11 protein-coding genes are annotated in these 15,840 nt (G+C 69.1%); 4 read left to right on the top strand and 7 right to left on the bottom strand.

From position 1 onward, the window contains the following. Positions 1-3: 3 nt before the first annotated feature. The gene (locus B118_RS0111210) at positions 4-2,412 is read left to right on the top strand and encodes an immune inhibitor A domain-containing protein (protein ID WP_018811841.1); all 2,409 of its coding nucleotides are present in this window, start codon (positions 4-6) and stop codon (positions 2,410-2,412) included. Between the two features lie 143 nt (positions 2,413-2,555). Continuing rightward, on the top strand, positions 2,556-3,488 hold the full coding sequence (locus B118_RS0111205; protein ID WP_018811842.1) for an alpha/beta fold hydrolase: 933 nt from the start codon (positions 2,556-2,558) through the stop codon (positions 3,486-3,488). A 10-nt stretch (positions 3,489-3,498) separates the two neighbouring features. Here B118_RS0111205 and B118_RS0111200 read toward each other — a convergent pair whose 3' ends face one another. Beyond that, positions 3,499-3,864 (bottom strand): hypothetical protein, encoded by a 366-nt coding sequence (locus tag B118_RS0111200; protein ID WP_026270776.1) that lies wholly within the window; start codon positions 3,862-3,864, stop codon positions 3,499-3,501. Beyond that, on the bottom strand, positions 3,861-6,296 hold the full coding sequence (locus B118_RS0111195) for an SseB family protein (RefSeq protein WP_028192775.1): 2,436 nt from the start codon (positions 6,294-6,296) through the stop codon (positions 3,861-3,863). Before B118_RS0111195 ends, B118_RS0111200 begins: the two co-directional genes overlap by 4 nt. A 306-nt stretch (positions 6,297-6,602) precedes the next feature. Here B118_RS0111195 and B118_RS0111190 point away from each other — a divergent pair, with 306 nt between their 5' ends. Beyond that, positions 6,603-6,989: a phage holin family protein gene (locus B118_RS0111190; protein ID WP_018222473.1), complete on the top strand. Its 387-nt coding sequence runs from the start codon at positions 6,603-6,605 to the stop codon at positions 6,987-6,989. Here B118_RS0111190 and B118_RS0111185 read toward each other — a convergent pair. Further along, positions 6,970-8,007, bottom strand: a complete 1,038-nt coding sequence (locus tag B118_RS0111185; protein WP_027658058.1) for an FAD-dependent monooxygenase — start codon at positions 8,005-8,007, stop codon at positions 6,970-6,972. The two genes, B118_RS0111190 and B118_RS0111185, sit on opposite strands and share 20 nt — an antisense overlap. Before the next feature lie 253 nt (positions 8,008-8,260). Between B118_RS0111185 and B118_RS0111180 the strand changes: the two genes are divergently transcribed. Then, on the top strand, positions 8,261-10,375 hold the full coding sequence (locus B118_RS0111180; RefSeq protein WP_028192774.1) for a PhoX family protein: 2,115 nt from the start codon (positions 8,261-8,263) through the stop codon (positions 10,373-10,375). Between the two features lie 99 nt (positions 10,376-10,474). Here the strand turns inward: B118_RS0111180 and B118_RS0111175 are convergent, their stop codons facing one another. From B118_RS0111175 to B118_RS0111160, 4 genes are all read right to left on the bottom strand, one after another. Continuing rightward, positions 10,475-11,257, bottom strand: a complete 783-nt coding sequence (locus tag B118_RS0111175; RefSeq protein ID WP_018222470.1) for an IclR family transcriptional regulator — start codon at positions 11,255-11,257, stop codon at positions 10,475-10,477. A 274-nt stretch (positions 11,258-11,531) separates the two neighbouring features. Next, positions 11,532-12,617 (bottom strand): polyprenyl synthetase family protein, encoded by a 1,086-nt coding sequence (locus B118_RS0111170; RefSeq protein ID WP_018222469.1) that lies wholly within the window; start codon positions 12,615-12,617, stop codon positions 11,532-11,534. 126 nt (positions 12,618-12,743) lie between these two features. After that, a complete protein-coding gene (gene nuoN, locus B118_RS0111165; RefSeq protein ID WP_018811848.1) occupies positions 12,744-14,297 on the bottom strand; it encodes an NADH-quinone oxidoreductase subunit NuoN in 1,554 nt (517 codons plus the stop codon). Then, complete coding sequence (locus B118_RS0111160) at positions 14,294-15,826, bottom strand: NADH-quinone oxidoreductase subunit M (protein WP_018821844.1); 1,533 nt, start codon at positions 15,824-15,826, stop codon at positions 14,294-14,296. The genes nuoN and B118_RS0111160 overlap by 4 nt, the downstream gene beginning before the upstream one ends. Between the last annotated feature and the right edge of the window lie 14 nt (positions 15,827-15,840).

Raw genomic sequence — 15,840 nt, 5'->3', positions numbered from 1 at the left:
GCAGTGGGTCTACTCGGGCTCTCGCTGACGGCAACGGGACTGGCGGTCGGACCATCCGCCAGCGCCGCGCCGAAGCTCCAGCAGCCGACATCGGCTCCCTCAGCCGCAGAGCCTGCCCACGTTGACCACGATCTGCCCAACCCGCTCGAGGAGAAGCGACGGGCGCTGCGCCAGGAGGGCCTGAGCAGCGTCCTCTCCGGCGAGGCGACATCGCAGCGAGTCAACGGCAGCACTGTCGTCAAGGTCGGTGAGACGAACGGCGGTTCACCGACCGCCCGTGGTCACCGCGGCAAGAAGGACCAGTACGTCGAACTCTCCCGGGAGAGCACGGACCGGATCTTCGTGATCCTGGCCGAGTTCGGCAACGAGCGGCACCCGGCCTATCCCGACCAGGACACCGCCCCCACCTGGCCGGGGCCGGCGCGGTTCGACGGCCCGCTGCACAACGAGATCCCGGAGCCCGATCGGGCGCTGGACAACTCCACGAGTTGGCAGGCGGACTACAGCGCCGACTACTTCCGGACGTTGTACTTCGGCGAGGGAGACGGCGACGAGTCGGTAAAGCAGTACTTCGAGGCCCAGTCCTCGGGCCGGTACAGCGTGGAGGGCACGGTCACCGACTGGGTCAAGGTCCAGTACAACGCGGCCCGCTACGGCCGTTCCCTGGACGACCCGACCGACGCCAACGGTGACGACCCGGCGGTCTGTGGCGGCAGTGTCTGCACCAACGTCTGGTCCCTGGTGCGGGACGCCGCGAACCAGTGGGTCGCCGACCAGAAGGCCGCTGGCCGTACCGACGCGGAGATCGCCGCAGAGCTCAGGGCGATGGACCGGTGGGACCGGTACGACCACGACTCCGACGGCGACTTCAACGAGCCGGACGGCTACATCGACCACTTCCAGATCGTCCACTCCGGTGGCGACATGGCCAACAGCGACCCGCACCAGGGCGAGGACGCGATCTGGAGTCACCGGTGGTACGCGTTCGCCTCCGACCAGGGCCGCACCGGCCCGCCGAACTTCCCGGCGGGTGGCACCCAGATCGGCGACAGCGGCATCTGGATCGGTGACTACACGATCCAGCCGGAGAACGGCGGACGTAGCGTCTTCTACCACGAGTACGCCCACGACCTCGGCCTGCCGGACGACTACAACGTGGTCAGTGGGGGCGACAACAACAACGAGCACTGGACGCTGATGGCCCAGAGCCGGCTCGGCGCCAAGGGCGACGGTGGCATCGGTGAGCGCGGTGGCGATCTGGGTGCCTGGAACAAGCTCCAGCTCGGCTGGCTCGACTACGAGGTGGTCGTCGCGGGGCAGAAGCGCACCATGACGCTCGGGCCACAGGAGTACAACTCCAAGAAGCCGCAGGCCGCCGTGGTCGTGCTCCCGGAGCGCGAGTACGAGTTCGACAACGGTGCACCGTTCGCCGGCACGAAGCAGTTCTTCTCCGGCAACGAGGACGGCCTCAACAACACGATGACCCGGACGCTTGACCTCACCGGGAAGTCGTCTGCCGCGTTGACGATGAAGGGCCGCTACAGCATCGAGGCCGACTACGACTACCTCTTCTTCGAGGTGTCCGAGGATGGTGGGGACACCTGGACGCCGCTGCCCGGTACCGCTGACGGCACGCCGTTCAAGGAGATCTCCCCCGGTCGGTTCGCCCTCGACGGTAGTAGCAACGACGAGTGGGTCGACGTCAACCTTCCGATGGATGCCCAGGCTGGGAAGTCAGTCCAGTTCCGGCTGCGCTACCAGACCGACGGTGGGGTTTCCGAGGGCGGCTTCTTCGGCGACGAGATCACGGTCACCGCCGACGGCGAGACGATCCTCAACGACGGTGGGGAGGCCGGTGCCGGCGACTGGAACCTCGCCGGCTGGAGCATCGCTGGGGAGAAGTACACCCAGCTCTTCGACAACTACTACATCGCCGGCCACCGGTCGTACGTCTCGTACGACAAGTACCTGAAGACCGGGCCGTACTACTTCGGGTACGAGAACACCCGTCCGGACTGGGTGGACCACTACGCGTACCAGGAGGGTCTGCTGATTTCCTACTGGAACACCCGCTGGGCGGACAACGACACGTTCGCGCACCCGGGTGAGGGGCGCAACCTCTACATCGACTCGCGCCCGCGGCCGATCTACAACCTGACCGGCGAACCATGGCGGGCCCGGGTCCAGGTGTACGACGCGCCGTTCAGCCTCCAGAAGGCGGACTCGTTCACGCTGCACATCGACAGCCAGCCGCAGTACATCCGGGGCCAGGCCGCGCAGCCGCTCTTCGACGACACCAAGCAGTACTGGTACGAGGAGCTGCCCAACCACGGGGTGAAGCTCCCCGCAACCGGCACGAAGATCGAGGTACTGAAGCAGAAGGGCACCTCAATCAAGGTTCGGTTCAGGTAACGAGCACCACCCGAGGGCGATGCCCGGGCCGGCGACCGGCTCGGGCATCGCCCTTCCTGGCACCGGTACCGACACGGGCTCGGTTCCAGGCTCGTCCGCCACGCGTCCGGACCGGTTGTGACCCGGGCCTTAGGCTGTGGCACATGACCGAGCAGCGCGACGCGGCCCTTGACGAGTCCTGCGTCCTCGCCGAGGGGCCGTGGACGCACCGGTTCGTCGGCGCCAACGGCAGCCGGTTCCACGTGGTCGAGGCCGGGACCGGCCCGATGGTGCTCTTCCTGCACAGCTTTCCGGAGCACTGGTGGGCGTGGCACAACCTGCTACCGGCGGTCGCCGACGCCGGGTTCCGGGCAGTCGCGGTCGACCTACGCGGCTACGGCGCGAGTGACAAGCCACCCCGGGGGTACGACGGATACACCCTGGCCGGCGATGTCGCCGGCCTGATCCGGGCGCTGGGCGAGCGCTCCGCCACCGTGGTGGGCTCCGGTGCCGGCGGGCTACTGGGCTGGACAGCGGCGTCGTTCCACCCGACGCTGGTCCGCCGACTGGTGGTGCTCGGCGCCCCGCACCCACTCCGGCTACGGGCCGCGATCTTCGCTGATCCGCGCGGCCAGTTCGCCGCCTCCACTCCGACGCTGCTGTTCCAGCTGCCGCGCTACGAGCACGTGCTGACCCGCGACGACGGGGCGGCGGTAGCGGAGATCCTGCGCCGCTGGGGCGGGCCACGCTGGGTGCACAGCCCCGAGTTCGAACCGTACGCGGCTCGGTGCCAGACGGCGATGCGGATCCCGCAGGCGGCGTTCTGCGCCCTGGAGGGCTACCGGTGGGCCTTCCGGTCAGCGCTACGGCTGCACGGCTACCGCTTCGTTCGGCTCATGCAGAAGCCCCTCGTCACGCCGACCCTGCAGCTACACGGCGCCCTCGACCGGGCGATCCTGCCGCGTACCGCCCAGGGCTCCGGCCGGTACGTGGTGGCCCCATACGAGTGGCGCCTGCTCGACCAGGTCGGGCACTTCCCCCACCTGGAGGCCCCGGAGATCGTGCTCGGCGAGATCCTACGCTGGGCGAAGTCCTAGCTGACCTTCGCTAGACGCGGAGCTCCCGCAGGTCGCGGACCTCGGCGGCCGGTGCCCAGCCCTGGTAGACGCCGTAGTCGAACGCCTCAAGACCCATCGCCTCGGCGACCGGCCAGCGCCCACCCGTGTACTCGACCCGCAGCCAACCGTCGTGCTCGCCCAACACGATGAACGGCTGCCCCTGCCAGGTGCAGGTGGTACGGATGTACGTCAGCTCGTCAACCTCGGCGGCCGGCACGACGCGGAGGTGGCGGCCGGGGCGCACCTGGGTGAAGCCCGCACCCGGTTCGTGCTGATAGAGCCGGATGTCGTCACCGTCCGGGCTGGCCTGATATTCGCGGTCCTGCCAGCGAGCCACGTACCCGTCTCGTCTCACCCGTCACCCGCCTGTCGCCACCGCAGTGCGTCCACATCCAACGTGGCGACGAGCCGCTCGGCGCCGTCCGCGCCGATCCGCCACAGCTGCGTGCCGTGCGGCAGCCGGGCACTGTCGACCTTGAACTCCGCCACGACATCGCTACTCTCGCTCGGGGCGAAGCCGTTGCCACGAAACGGCGGCCGCTCGATCACCCAGCCCTCCATGGCTCGCATCGCGGCTTCGCTCTGCCCGCCGTACGGGATGCGGTAGAGGTTCGGCCGGAACGCCGGCCACCGCAGTACGTAGATCTTCTCGGCGCTCCGCTCGAAGGGAGAACCGGGGTAGCCCAGGCCGAGCGCGTCATAGAGCTGAGCCGGGGTGGTCAGGTGGGCCAGCTCGGCCGCCCGGTGCACGAAACCGGAGACGCGGTCGTACCCCCGGTCCAGATAGTAGGCGAGTTGGCTGGCAGCCACCGCCTTCTGCATCAGAACGGGACTCGTGGCATCGGGGCTCGGCGGCCGGTAACGCGGCCGCTCGACAGTTGCGGGTGAGTCGACCGGCGCCGACGCAGCCGACACCGCTGGCTCCGGCTCCAACCCTGGCTCTGACTCTGGCCGATCCGCGCCCAGGCCCACCTCCACCGCCCAGTTGGCGAGCCCGACGATCTGCTCACCGGGCATCGTCGTGCCGATCGGAGTTCCCGGGTTGACGGCAAACGACCACGACCGGTCCGGCCACCGCTGGATGAGCTGCACGAAACGGACTCGGATGGTCTCGACGGTCTCGGCGGTGTGGTCGGCGAGCCGCTCCGGGGAGGTGTAGACGACCACGGACACCTCCCCATCCTGCTCCTCGGTCCGCCAGACGAACCCCGTGCCGCCGGGCCGGCTGTCCGGCGCCGAGTCGGCTGCCACCGGAAGCAGCACCTGGGCAAGCAGCAGCGTCGACAGGAACGTGTCGGTGTTGCCGCTGATGGCCGCCGTGACGAGGTCCGCCTCGACCTCATTGGCCGGTTCGAATTCCGGGGGCACAGCTGCCAGGGGCGAGGACGTGGGCGTGGAAAGGTCATCCGCTCCCGCCACGCCGATCCGGAGCGTGGCCTCGGCCCAAACGTCGGTGTCGGACAGCGTCGGCTCGCCGGCGGCCGGGACCGCTGATTCTCCGCTGACGGGAGCCACGCCCGTCATCATCGATACGGTCGCCGAGACGTCGGCCGTACCGGTGGCGCTCCCATTCCGGGCATCGACGACTGTCCCCTCGATCACGGTCGGCGGGGGCGTTCGCCGGGGTAGCGGACCGGACACCGGCTCAGCGATCGGGCTCGGCTCCGACTCCGCCGAGGTGGGGCGCGGTTGGAGGGCTCTCTCCTCCTCGGCGTTGCGACGGGCGTACCGCCGAAGTGTCGCCGGGTCGGGCACCGGGAAACGGACGGTCCGGGCCTCCTCGGCCGACGTCTGCTGCGGAACCGGCCCGGGTGCTGTCTCGCCGGACGGGGCGGCGGCGTCCTGGTCAACCTGGGTCGTGGCGCGGGCCGAGAACATCGGCGACGCGGCCGGCGGCGGTTCACTGGCCGGCCGGCGGCGCGGGAACTGTTGCGCGCCCCGAGCAAGGCGTGACGGTCGGACGCTCTGCTCATCCCGGTCGCTGCGGCTCGCGGCCGGTTCGAAGAAGGACCGGCGGCTGGGCGGCGGTCCGGGGCGACCGCGGGGTTGCTCCGTCGGGGACGCGGATCCACTCCCGGGATGGTGGCCGAGGCCGGGCCCGGGTGGGCGAGCCCCGGGGGCCGTCGGCTCCCCGCCGGCGAGGCGACCAGCGTCCATCATCGGCCGCCGGAGGGTAGCCGCACGCAGGTCGGCTGGGGTACGCAGCGGCGCACCCGAGGACGACGCAGGTGGGGACGGACGCAGGGGGGCGACGCCCTCGGGCGCCTGGCCAGCGCGCGGAGCACGGTCCGGCCCGTTTGCCCCGGCGGCCGGCGCCCCGTCCCGGCGCCCGAAGGGACGGGGTCGGGAGGATGCCTCGTCGCGCTCCAGCCGGGCCCGCGTCCCCATCGTGCGACCGGGCAGGCGGACGTCACCACGGGAGAGCTGGGCGACATACCAGGCCGGCAGGTAGCCCTCGATGGGCAAGCCCGGGTTGACCGCCAGCCACCACTCGTGGTTGGGCCAATGTTCGGCAAGCTCAGCGTAGGGGGCTCGGCGGTTCGCGCCCGCGTGCTCACCGAGGCAGGCGCGTAGCGCGGCATCCGAGGTAAACGCCAGCACGTGGGTTCGACCACCGGTGGTCCACGTGCCCCAGTTCATCGGTGCCTGACCGGCCAGCGCCTGCGCGGAGACGGGTAGCAACAGCTCCGTGCGGGCCAGCACGCGGAAGTATCGTTGCTGGTCCTTGGCAAGCAACGCGTCACGAAGCGTCACCTCCGCCTCGGTGGCCGGCTCCCATTTGGTCAAGGCCAGCTCCTCCCGGCGTTACACACCCGTATCGGGTACAACCTACAAGGTGCCACAAGATCATGACGGCGTGACCGTACCGAATCGCGGCGGGCGATAACCCCTCGCTCCAGGGCAGATACGATACGGAGTCAATCGACGCAATGGAACCTGTCGCACCCCGCTCGCCGCTTCTTCGGCGCCCTACTCGCGACGCTCGCGCGGGAGGCGAGGGAGCCCCAGACCGGCCGGCTCCAGGCCGGGTCTCCACGGCGAACAGGACCCGAGCCTTCCCTGAAAGAACGGTCCGTGGCAGCATTCTCCGCCATGGGTTTCCTGAAAGGGCTCTTGATCCGGTTGGGCACCACCGCGGTTGCCTTCTGGCTGGCCACACTCCTGATCCCGGGCATCACACTAGATGCGGAATCGGCCACTGAGACGGTCACCACGTTGATCCTCGTCGCCGCGATCTTCGGCGTCGTCAACGCGGTGCTCCAGCCGATCATCAGAACCGTGGGCTGCGGCTTCTACCTCCTCACCCTCGGTCTGATCGCACTGGTCGTCAACGGCCTGCTGTTCCTGCTGACCAGCTGGATCGCCGGCGAGGCCGGCCTACCCTTCCAGGTAGACGGATTCTGGCCGGCCGCCGTCCTCGGCGCGCTCTTCGTCGGGGTGGTCACCTGGCTACTCGGAGCTATCTTCGACCGCGACTAGCCAGCTGGGCACTCGCGGCGACCGTCTCCTCGGTCGGTTCCCGGCGTAGCGACTCGTAGGCGTCGAAGGCGTTCCGCAGGTCACCATGCGCTGCCAGGCAGCGCGCCAGCGTGACGGCGTCCTCCAGCGCCATCGAGGCGCCCTGGGCGGCGGCTGGTGATGCCGCATGCGCGGCATCACCAGCCAACACCATCGATCCGTTGTGCCACTTCGGTGTGGTGGGGATGTCGTATGACGCACTACCCACGATGTCCTCACCGGTCGCCGCGACGATCTCCGCTGCCGGTCCGGAGTCGTCCCGAAACGCGTCCAGTACGCGGTGCCGCCAGTCCTCAGGCCGGATCCGTGGTGGCGACTCGGTGGCGGGGAGCCGGGCAAACCACCAGGTACATCTGTCCGCCGGTGTCGTGTACCCGAAGAAGGCCCGGCTGCCAAACACCATGTGGTAGGTGTCGGGCACGGTGTGGACCCGATCTCCCGCTGCGTACCCGTAGACCACGTGCTGGCCGGTGTGGCGTGGACCCGGCGCGTCGGGGTCGATGAGGCGACGGACCACTGAATGGAGCCCGTCCGCACCAACGAGGAGGTCGCCCCGGACGACACTCCCGTCGGCGAGGGAAGCCCGGACGCCGCCAGCTTCGACCGTGGCACTGACGAGCCGGCGACCACGGTCGATGCGAACTCCACGGCGAACCGCCTCCGCCTGCAGCACCCGGTAGAGCGTCGCTCGGGTGAGCGTTCGTCCGGGTGGATCAATTGACCGTTGTTCCAGCAGGCCCCCGCCGGCGTCGAAGAGCGACACACCTCTCGCCGGATAGGACCCGTCGATCACCGCCCGGCCGGCTTCAATCTCCTGAAGTGCAGCCATACCGTTGTGCATGACGGTGAGGAAGGCGCCAGCGTCCGCACCCCCGCTCGGATACGCCTCGTAGATGACGGAGCTGATACCGACGGTCCGCAGTGCGATGGCGGTGGCGGTGCCCGCGATGCCACCCCCGATGATGAGAGCAGTTGTCACCCGGAACACGCTACGAGTATCGGCGGTGCCGGACAATCGAATCAGTGGGTACTGCGCCGCGCGCACCGAAATGCACGGTGTCGCCGGTATCCTGGGACTCCCGAGGACGAGGGCCAGTCGTCCAACCGCGGGAGTTCAGCTTCGGTTCACACAGCTGCACACTGGCGGTAATTGTCTCCTCCTAGCCTCCGGCGGGTACGCATGCCATCCGCTGACCTCGGCGTGCGCCATCGAAACCAGGAGGCCCCTCCACATGAGCGACCGCCCTCGGCTGCTCCCGCTGCTCGGCTCCATCCGCCACGGCAGTCGTGATGCCATGACCTGTCTCTACCGGTGTGGTAACGCCTGTGACCACCCGGTCCCCAACACCTCGGACAACACCTACTTCGGCGACCTGGTGGACGCCGAGGTCTCCCGCCGCGGCGTGGTCCGCGCCGGTACTGTCGGTGCGCTGGTCCTGGGCTTCGGCGGCGCCGGGGCGCTCGCTGGCAGCGGTGCCGCCTCCGCCGCCACCTCCGCTCCGGTGACGCCGGAGGCGACCGAGTTCGCCGCCCCGGCCGGTGGCGTCGGCAACGGAAAGCTGACCTTCAAGCCGGTCCCACCGAACACCCTGGACAGCTTCATCGTCCCGAACGGCTACGACCACTCGGTGGTCATCCGCTGGGGCGACGAGGTGGTGCCGGGCGCACCCCCGTTCAACCTGCACAAGCAGACGGCCAGGGCACAGGCCCAGCAGTTCGGCTACAACAACGACTTCGTCGGCGTGCTGCCGCTGGGCCGGAAGAACGCGCTGCTCGTGGTCAACCACGAGTACACCGACGAGAACCTGATGTTCCCCGGCTTCACCGACGTGGACTCGCTCAGCGTCGAGCAGCTGAAGGTCGCGATGGCCGCGCACGGCATGTCCGTGGTGGAGCTGGAGCGAGTCCAGAGCACCGGCGAGTGGCGCCCGGTCAGGTCCGGCAAGCGGCCGTACAACCGCCGGGTGACCGCCTCGAAGACGAAGTTCGAGTTGACCGGCCCGGCCGCCGGCTCGGAGTGGCTCAAGACCGCGGCTGACCCGAAGGGGCGCACGGCCATCGGCACGTTGAACAACTGCGCCGGCGGGGTAACCCCCTGGGGTACGGTGCTCTCCGGCGAGGAGAACTTCAACCAGTACTTCATCGGCGGCGACGGCGCCCCGGAGGAGCTGAAGCCGAAGCTGGCCCGTTACGGCGTCAACATCACCGACCGCTACCCGAGCGGGAACCGGAAGTGGGACCGCGCCGACGAGCGCTTCGACCTGACCCAGCACCCGCACGAGGCGCACCGGTTCGGCTGGGTTGTCGAGATCGACCCGTACGACCCGGAGAGCCGGCCGCGCAAGCACACCGCGCTGGGCCGGTTCAAGCACGAGGGCGCGAACGTCATCGTGGCGAAGAGCGGACACGTGGTCGCGTACATGGGCGACGACGAGCGGTTCGACTACCTCTACAAGTTCGTGTCGGAGAAGAAGTTCAAGAAGGGCAGCTCCTGGCGTGACCGGGAGCACAACCTGACCCTGCTGGAGTCGGGCGCCCTCTACGTCGCCAAGCTGGACTACACCAGCGCCAACGAGATCGACGGCTCCGGTGAGCTACCCAGCGACGGTGCGTTCAACGGCGGTGGTCGGTGGATCAAGCTGGTCAGTGGCAACCGCTCGTACGTCGAGGGCATGACCGCCGCCGAGGTGCTCACCTTCACCCGGCTCGCCGCGGACCAGGTCGGCGCGACCAAGATGGACCGGCCCGAGGATGTCGAGGCGAGCCTGCACACCGGCAAGGTGTATGTGGCGCTCACCAACAACTCCCGGCGTGGGGTTGACAGCAACCCGAAAGCGGACGAGGCGAACCCGCGTAACGCCAACCGCCACGGCCACGTGCTGGAGCTGGTCGAGAAGCGCGGGAACAACTCCGCTGACACGTTCACCTGGTCGCTGCCGATCGTCGCCGGCGACCCGGCGGACTCCTCGACCTACTTCGCCGGGTACGACAAGACGAAGGTCTCGCCGATCTCCTGCCCGGACAACCTCGCCTTCGATGCCACCGGCAACCTCTGGATCTCCACCGACGGCAACGCGCTGGGCAGCAATGACGGCCTCTTCGCCACGCCGATCGAAGGCCCGGAGCGCGGCCACCTGAAGCAGTTCCTCACCGTACCCATCGGCGCGGAGACCTGCGGCCCGTTCATCACCGGCGACAACCGCTCGGTCTTCGTGGCCGTGCAGCACCCGGGGGAGATCTCCGGCGCCTCGATCGAGAACCCTGCCTCCACCTGGCCGGACGGCGACTACGCCAAGCCGGGCGTGGTGGTCACCTGGCGCCTGGACGGCGGCCCGATCGGTAGCTGACCGCCCAGCTCCCCTCGGCCCCTCCGGGCGCGAACGGGCCCTCCCCAGCGTGGGTGAGGGCCCGTTCCCCGTTGCACCGGGCCCGCACCTCGCATCCGGTCAGGTGTCGTCGACGAGGCAGTCGGCGATGCTCCGGGCGGTGGCGAGCAGCTTCGCCCGAACGACCCGGGCGGAGGCCATCATCTCGCCGGCCGGCAGGGCACAGGCGAGCGCCATCCGGCGCTCCACATCCTTGTCAGCGCTCACCATCACCGCCGCGCAGGCCACCCCCGGCCGGTACTGCCCCAGCTCCAGCTGCATCCCCCGCCGCTCGCCAGCCGCGAGGTCGGCCTCGAACGCCTCAGCGGTGGTCAGCGTCCCGGTGGTGAACGGGCGCATGCCGTTTTCCCGCAGGTAGCGCAGCCGCTGTTCGGTGGTGAGGGTCGCGAGCAGTGCCTTACCGAGTGCGGTGGCGTGCGCCCCCTCGTCGAAGCCGGGAACCAGGTCCTCCAGGTAGGGGGAGCGTGGGCCTTCGGTGGCGGCCGTGATGGCGACCTGGCCCCCGACGAACCGGCCCAGAAAGTGGCTGTAGCCGGTGTCGAGGACGGCCCGGCGCAGATACTCCCCGACCGTCGGCGGTCCGCGGAAGGCGCTGACCAGCTCACGGTAGCGATCGGCTATCTCCAGGCCCACGATGTACGTGCCGTCCTCGCGCCGGATCACGTAGCCCTCGTACGCCAGGGTGCGGACGAGGTGGTACGTGGTCGCCACGGTCAGCTCGCACCGTCGCGCGATCTGTTTGACAGTCAGCCCTTTCGGGGCACGACCGACTGACTCGAGCACTCGTAGCGCGCGGGACACGCTTCGGATGAGGTCCGAAGGCTCCGCCAGGGGGTCACGCACAACCACCTCCGCAGCCGGGGCTTACACCATATGAAATTTGGGACCGGTAGGAAACGCCTGTTCGGGTAGAGAGCACCAAATCATCATCCACTGCCAGTGATGACTTGATCACGTTATGGTGACGCGGAGGTACCCCGGGATACCGCGCAACCGTGATGTCCGCTGCCGGAGACACCACCGCCGGTTCGGTAGCTGCGTCAGCCGGTCCGGGAGATGCGACAGCCAGACCGAGGGATCCAGCAGCCAGCCCGCGATCTGGTCACCGAGAGATGCGTCAGCTGGTCCGGTCCGCGATCTGGTCGCAGAGGGATTCGAGCGCCTGCCGGGCCGGGCCCGGCGGCAGCGGCGCGAGCTGCGCGCGCGCCTTCTCGGCACGGCTCCGCACCGTCTCCCGGGCCCGCTTCAACGCGGGGCTCTCCCGGAGCAGGCCGAGCGCCTCGGCGTGTAGCTCATCATCGGTCAGCGGACCGACCGCCAGGATTTCCCGGAGCCGCACCGACGCGGCGTCAGCATCGTCCAAAGCAAGGGCATACAGCACCGGCAGGGTGGGGACACCCTCGCGGAGATCGGTCCCGGGCGTCTTGCCGGAGCGCTCCGCCTCGCTGGAGATGTCCAACAGGTCGTCCGAGAGCTGGAAGGCGACCCCGATGGTCTCACCGTAGCCAGCCAGCGCCTCGGTGTGCGTCGGGCTGGCCCCGCTGAACATCCCACCGAACCGGGCCGCGGTAGCGATCAACGAGCCGGTCTTCTCGGCGATCACGTGCAGGTGGTGCGCCACCGGGTCCACCCCGGGACGCGGCCCCACGGTCTCCGCGATCTGGCCGTGCACCAACCGGGCGAAGGTCCGCGCCTGCAGCCGGACAGCCTCGGTGCCCAGATCGGCGGAGATATCCGCCGCGCGGGCGAAGAGATAGTCACCGACCAGAATGGCCACCGAGTTCGTCCACCGCGAATTGGCGCTCGGGGCCCCCCGACGTACCGGCGCCTCGTCCATGACATCGTCGTGGTAGAGCGTCGCCAGGTGGGTGAGCTCCACCACCACGGCGGCCGGCACCACCTGTGCCCGAGTCGGATCCCCGAACTGGGCGCCGAGCGCCACCAGCAACGGGCGGAACCGCTTGCCACCGGCGTCGAGGAGGTGCCGGGCGGCCTCAGTGACGAACGGGTCGGCGCTGACGACGTCGGCCCGCAGCGCGGCCTCGACCCCCGCCAGCACCTGAAGCGCCGACTCCGGGAGCCCCGCGTCAGCCGGATGCAGCCCGACGGCACCCAACTGACCCACGCCGCCCCGGCCGGAATGACTGCCCACGCCGGTGGCACCCGAAAGCTTGTCAGCCGGATTCACCACGCCTCCCACCATGCCACACCAGTACCGTCGACCCCGGGGCGGGGATAGCCCAAAGGGCGCCCACGAATGTGTCCATGACCTCCGAGAACAGCCCCGGGGCCGGCACGGGGGTCACGTGCCGGCCCCGGATTGTCGGTGTCACCGCACGAACTCTGCGGCTCCGGCGGCGAGATCGAGCAGCGGCTGCGGAAAGACGCCGAGCACCAGGGTGGCGACCACACCGATGGTCAGCGCGGCCGAGGTCAGCCAGCCCGGCATGACGACGGCGGGAGTGGACTCACCGGGCTCGGAGAGCCACATCAGCACGACCACCCGCAGGTACGGGAAGGCGAGCACCATGCTGGTGAGCACACCGGCGATCACCAACCAGCCCTGACCGCCGTCGAACGCGGCGCTGAAGACCGCGAACTTGCTCGTGAAGCCACTGGTCAGTGGGATACCGGCGAAGGCGAGCAGGATGAAGGTGAACAGCCCGGCGTAGAAGGGCGACCGCTGGCCCAGACCCGCCCAGCGGGACAGGTGGGTGGCCTCACCATCGGCGTCCCGGACCAGGGTGACCACGGCGAACGCCGCCAACACCGAGAAGCCGTAGGCGACCAGGTAGAACATCGTCCCGGAGACCCCGTCGCTGGTCGGCGCGAGCACCCCGACCAGCAGGTACCCGGCATTGGCGATCGAGGAGTACGCGAGCAGCCGCTTGATGTCGGTCTGGGTGACCGCCAGCACCGCCCCGACGAGCATGGTCAGCACCGCCACCACGCCGAGGACCGGGGTGAAGTCCCAGCGGGCTCCCTCGAAAGCGACGTGGAAGACCCGCAGCAGGGCGCCGAACGCGGCGACCTTCGTGCAGGCGGCCATGAAGCCGGTAATCGGGGTGGGCGCCCCCTGGTAGACATCCGGCGTCCAGACGTGGAACGGCGCGGCGCCGGCCTTGAACAGCAGGCCGATCGCGATCAGCGCCATACCGCCGAAGAGCAGTACCGAGCTGGACGAACTCTCCCCGACCGCGGCGTGGATGGTGGCGAAGTCGACCCCCGCCGCCCGACCCGGGGTGCCGGCGGTGAAGCCGTACACCAACGCGACGCCGAAGAGGAAGAAGGCCGAGGCGTATGCGCCGAGCAGGAAGTACTTCATCGCCGCCTCCTGGCTCAGCAGCCGCCGGCGGCGAGCCAGGGCGCAGAGCAGGTAGAGCGGCAGGGAGAAGACCTCGAGCGCGATGAACATGGTCAGCAGGTCGTTCGCCGCCACGAAGATCAGCATGCCGCCGACCGCGAAGCTGGTCAGCGGGTACACCTCGGTCGCGCCCGGCGCCCCTTCGGCCTGCCGACGGTCGTCCGCCGACTCGGCGGTCACCGCCGCCTGCGCCACGAACGCACCGCCGCGCTCGACCGTACGCTCACCAATGAGCAGCAACGCCATCGCGGCCAACACCAGGATCGCGCCCTGCAGGAAGAGCGCCGGCCCGTCGATGGCGATCGCCCCACCGATGGTGATCAGACGATCATTGGCGTTCAACACCACCATGGTCAGCGCACCCAGCACCGCCAGCAGCGCTACCGCGAGTTGCACCACGTGCCGCAGCCGGCGCGGCACGAATGCCTCGACCAGGACACCGACCAGAGCGGCGCCCAACAAGATGAGCGTCGGCGCGAGCGCCGCGTAGTCGATCGACGGAAGCTTCAGCTCGCTCACCGGCTCGCCTCCTGTGGAGTTCCGGCCGACGGGGCCGGGTCAGTCTTGCCGATATCCTGCATGGTCGCCTGGACCGCAGGGTTGATGACATCCGTGACCGGCTTCGGGTAGAAGCCGAGCAGCACGATCAGCGCGACCAGCGGGGCCACCACGACCTTCTCGCGCAGGTTCAGGTCACGCTTCATCCCCTCGACCTCGGTCAGCGCCGGGTTGAGCGTGCCCTGGGTGGTGCGCTGCACCATCCACAGCACGTACGCGGCGGCCAGGATGATCCCGAGCGTGGCGATCACCGCCACCGGCTTGTTCACCGAGAAGGTGCCGATCAGCACCAGGAACTCGGAGATGAACGGTGCGGTGCCGGGCAGCGCCAGCGAGGCGAGACCAGCGAAGAAGAGCACCCCGGCCAGCAGCGGAACCAGCTTGCCGGCGCCGCCGAAGTCGCTGATCAGCGCGGAGCCCCGGCGGGCGACCAGCATCCCGACCACCAGGAAGAGCAGACCGGTGGCGAGCCCGTGATTGACCATGTAGAGCACCGCGCCGGTGGCCGCCTGGCTGGTGAACGCGAAGATGCCGACCCCGATGAAGCCGAAGTGCGCGATCGAGGTGTACGACACCAGCCGCTTCAGGTCGTTCTGACCGATCGCGAGGAGCGCCGCGTAGATGATGCCGATCACGCCCAGCGCCAGCGCCCACGGCGCGAACCACCTGGCCGCATCCGGGAACAGCGGCAGGCAGTAGCGCAGCAGACCGAACGTCCCGACCTTGTCGAGTACCCCGACCAGCAGCGCGGCAGCACCCGCAGGGGCAGCGCCACCGGCGTCCGGCAGCCAGGTGTGGAACGGGAAGAACGGGGCCTTGATGGCGAAGGCGATGAAGAAACCGAGGAAGAGCCAACGTTCGGCACCGGTGGAGATGTCCACCTGCGACAGCGCCACCCAGTCGAAGGTCTTTCCGCCGACCACCCAGAGGCCGATCACCGCGGCGAGCATGAACAAGCCGCCGACCAGCGAGTAGAGGAAGAACTTCACGGCCGCGTACTGCCGCTGGTGTCCGCCGTAACTGCCGATGAGGAAGTACATCGGCACGAGCATGACCTCGAAGAACACGTAGAAGAGGAAGACGTCGGCGGCGGCGAAGACGCCGATCATCGTGCACTCGAGCACCAGCAACAGGGCGAAGTAGACCGGCACCGACCGCTTGGACGACTCGGCGTCGTGCCAGGACGCCAGAATCACCAGCGGCACCAGCAGCGCGATCAGCATCAGCATGACCAGCGCGATGCCGTCGGCGGCGAAGGTGAAGTTGACGCCCCAGTTCGGAATCCACGGATAGGACTCGCGGAACTGGAACCGGTCACCGCCGGTCTGCCAGGTCACCCACATGACCACCGAGAGCGCCAGCACCAACAGCGACCAGCCGAGCGCCACCTGTTTGGCCAACTCCGGCCGGCGGCGGGGCAGGACGGCGACCACCAGGGCACCGACCAGCGGCGCCACGGTGAGCACCGAAAGAAACGGGAAGTCGGACATTACGCGGCCTTACC

Source organism: Salinispora pacifica CNR114 (genome assembly GCF_000514775.1).
Lineage (GTDB): Bacteria > Actinomycetota > Actinomycetes > Mycobacteriales > Micromonosporaceae > Micromonospora > Micromonospora pacifica.
The sequence above is the reverse complement of the archived record's forward strand: the minus strand, read 5'-3'. Positions and strand labels throughout refer to the sequence as shown.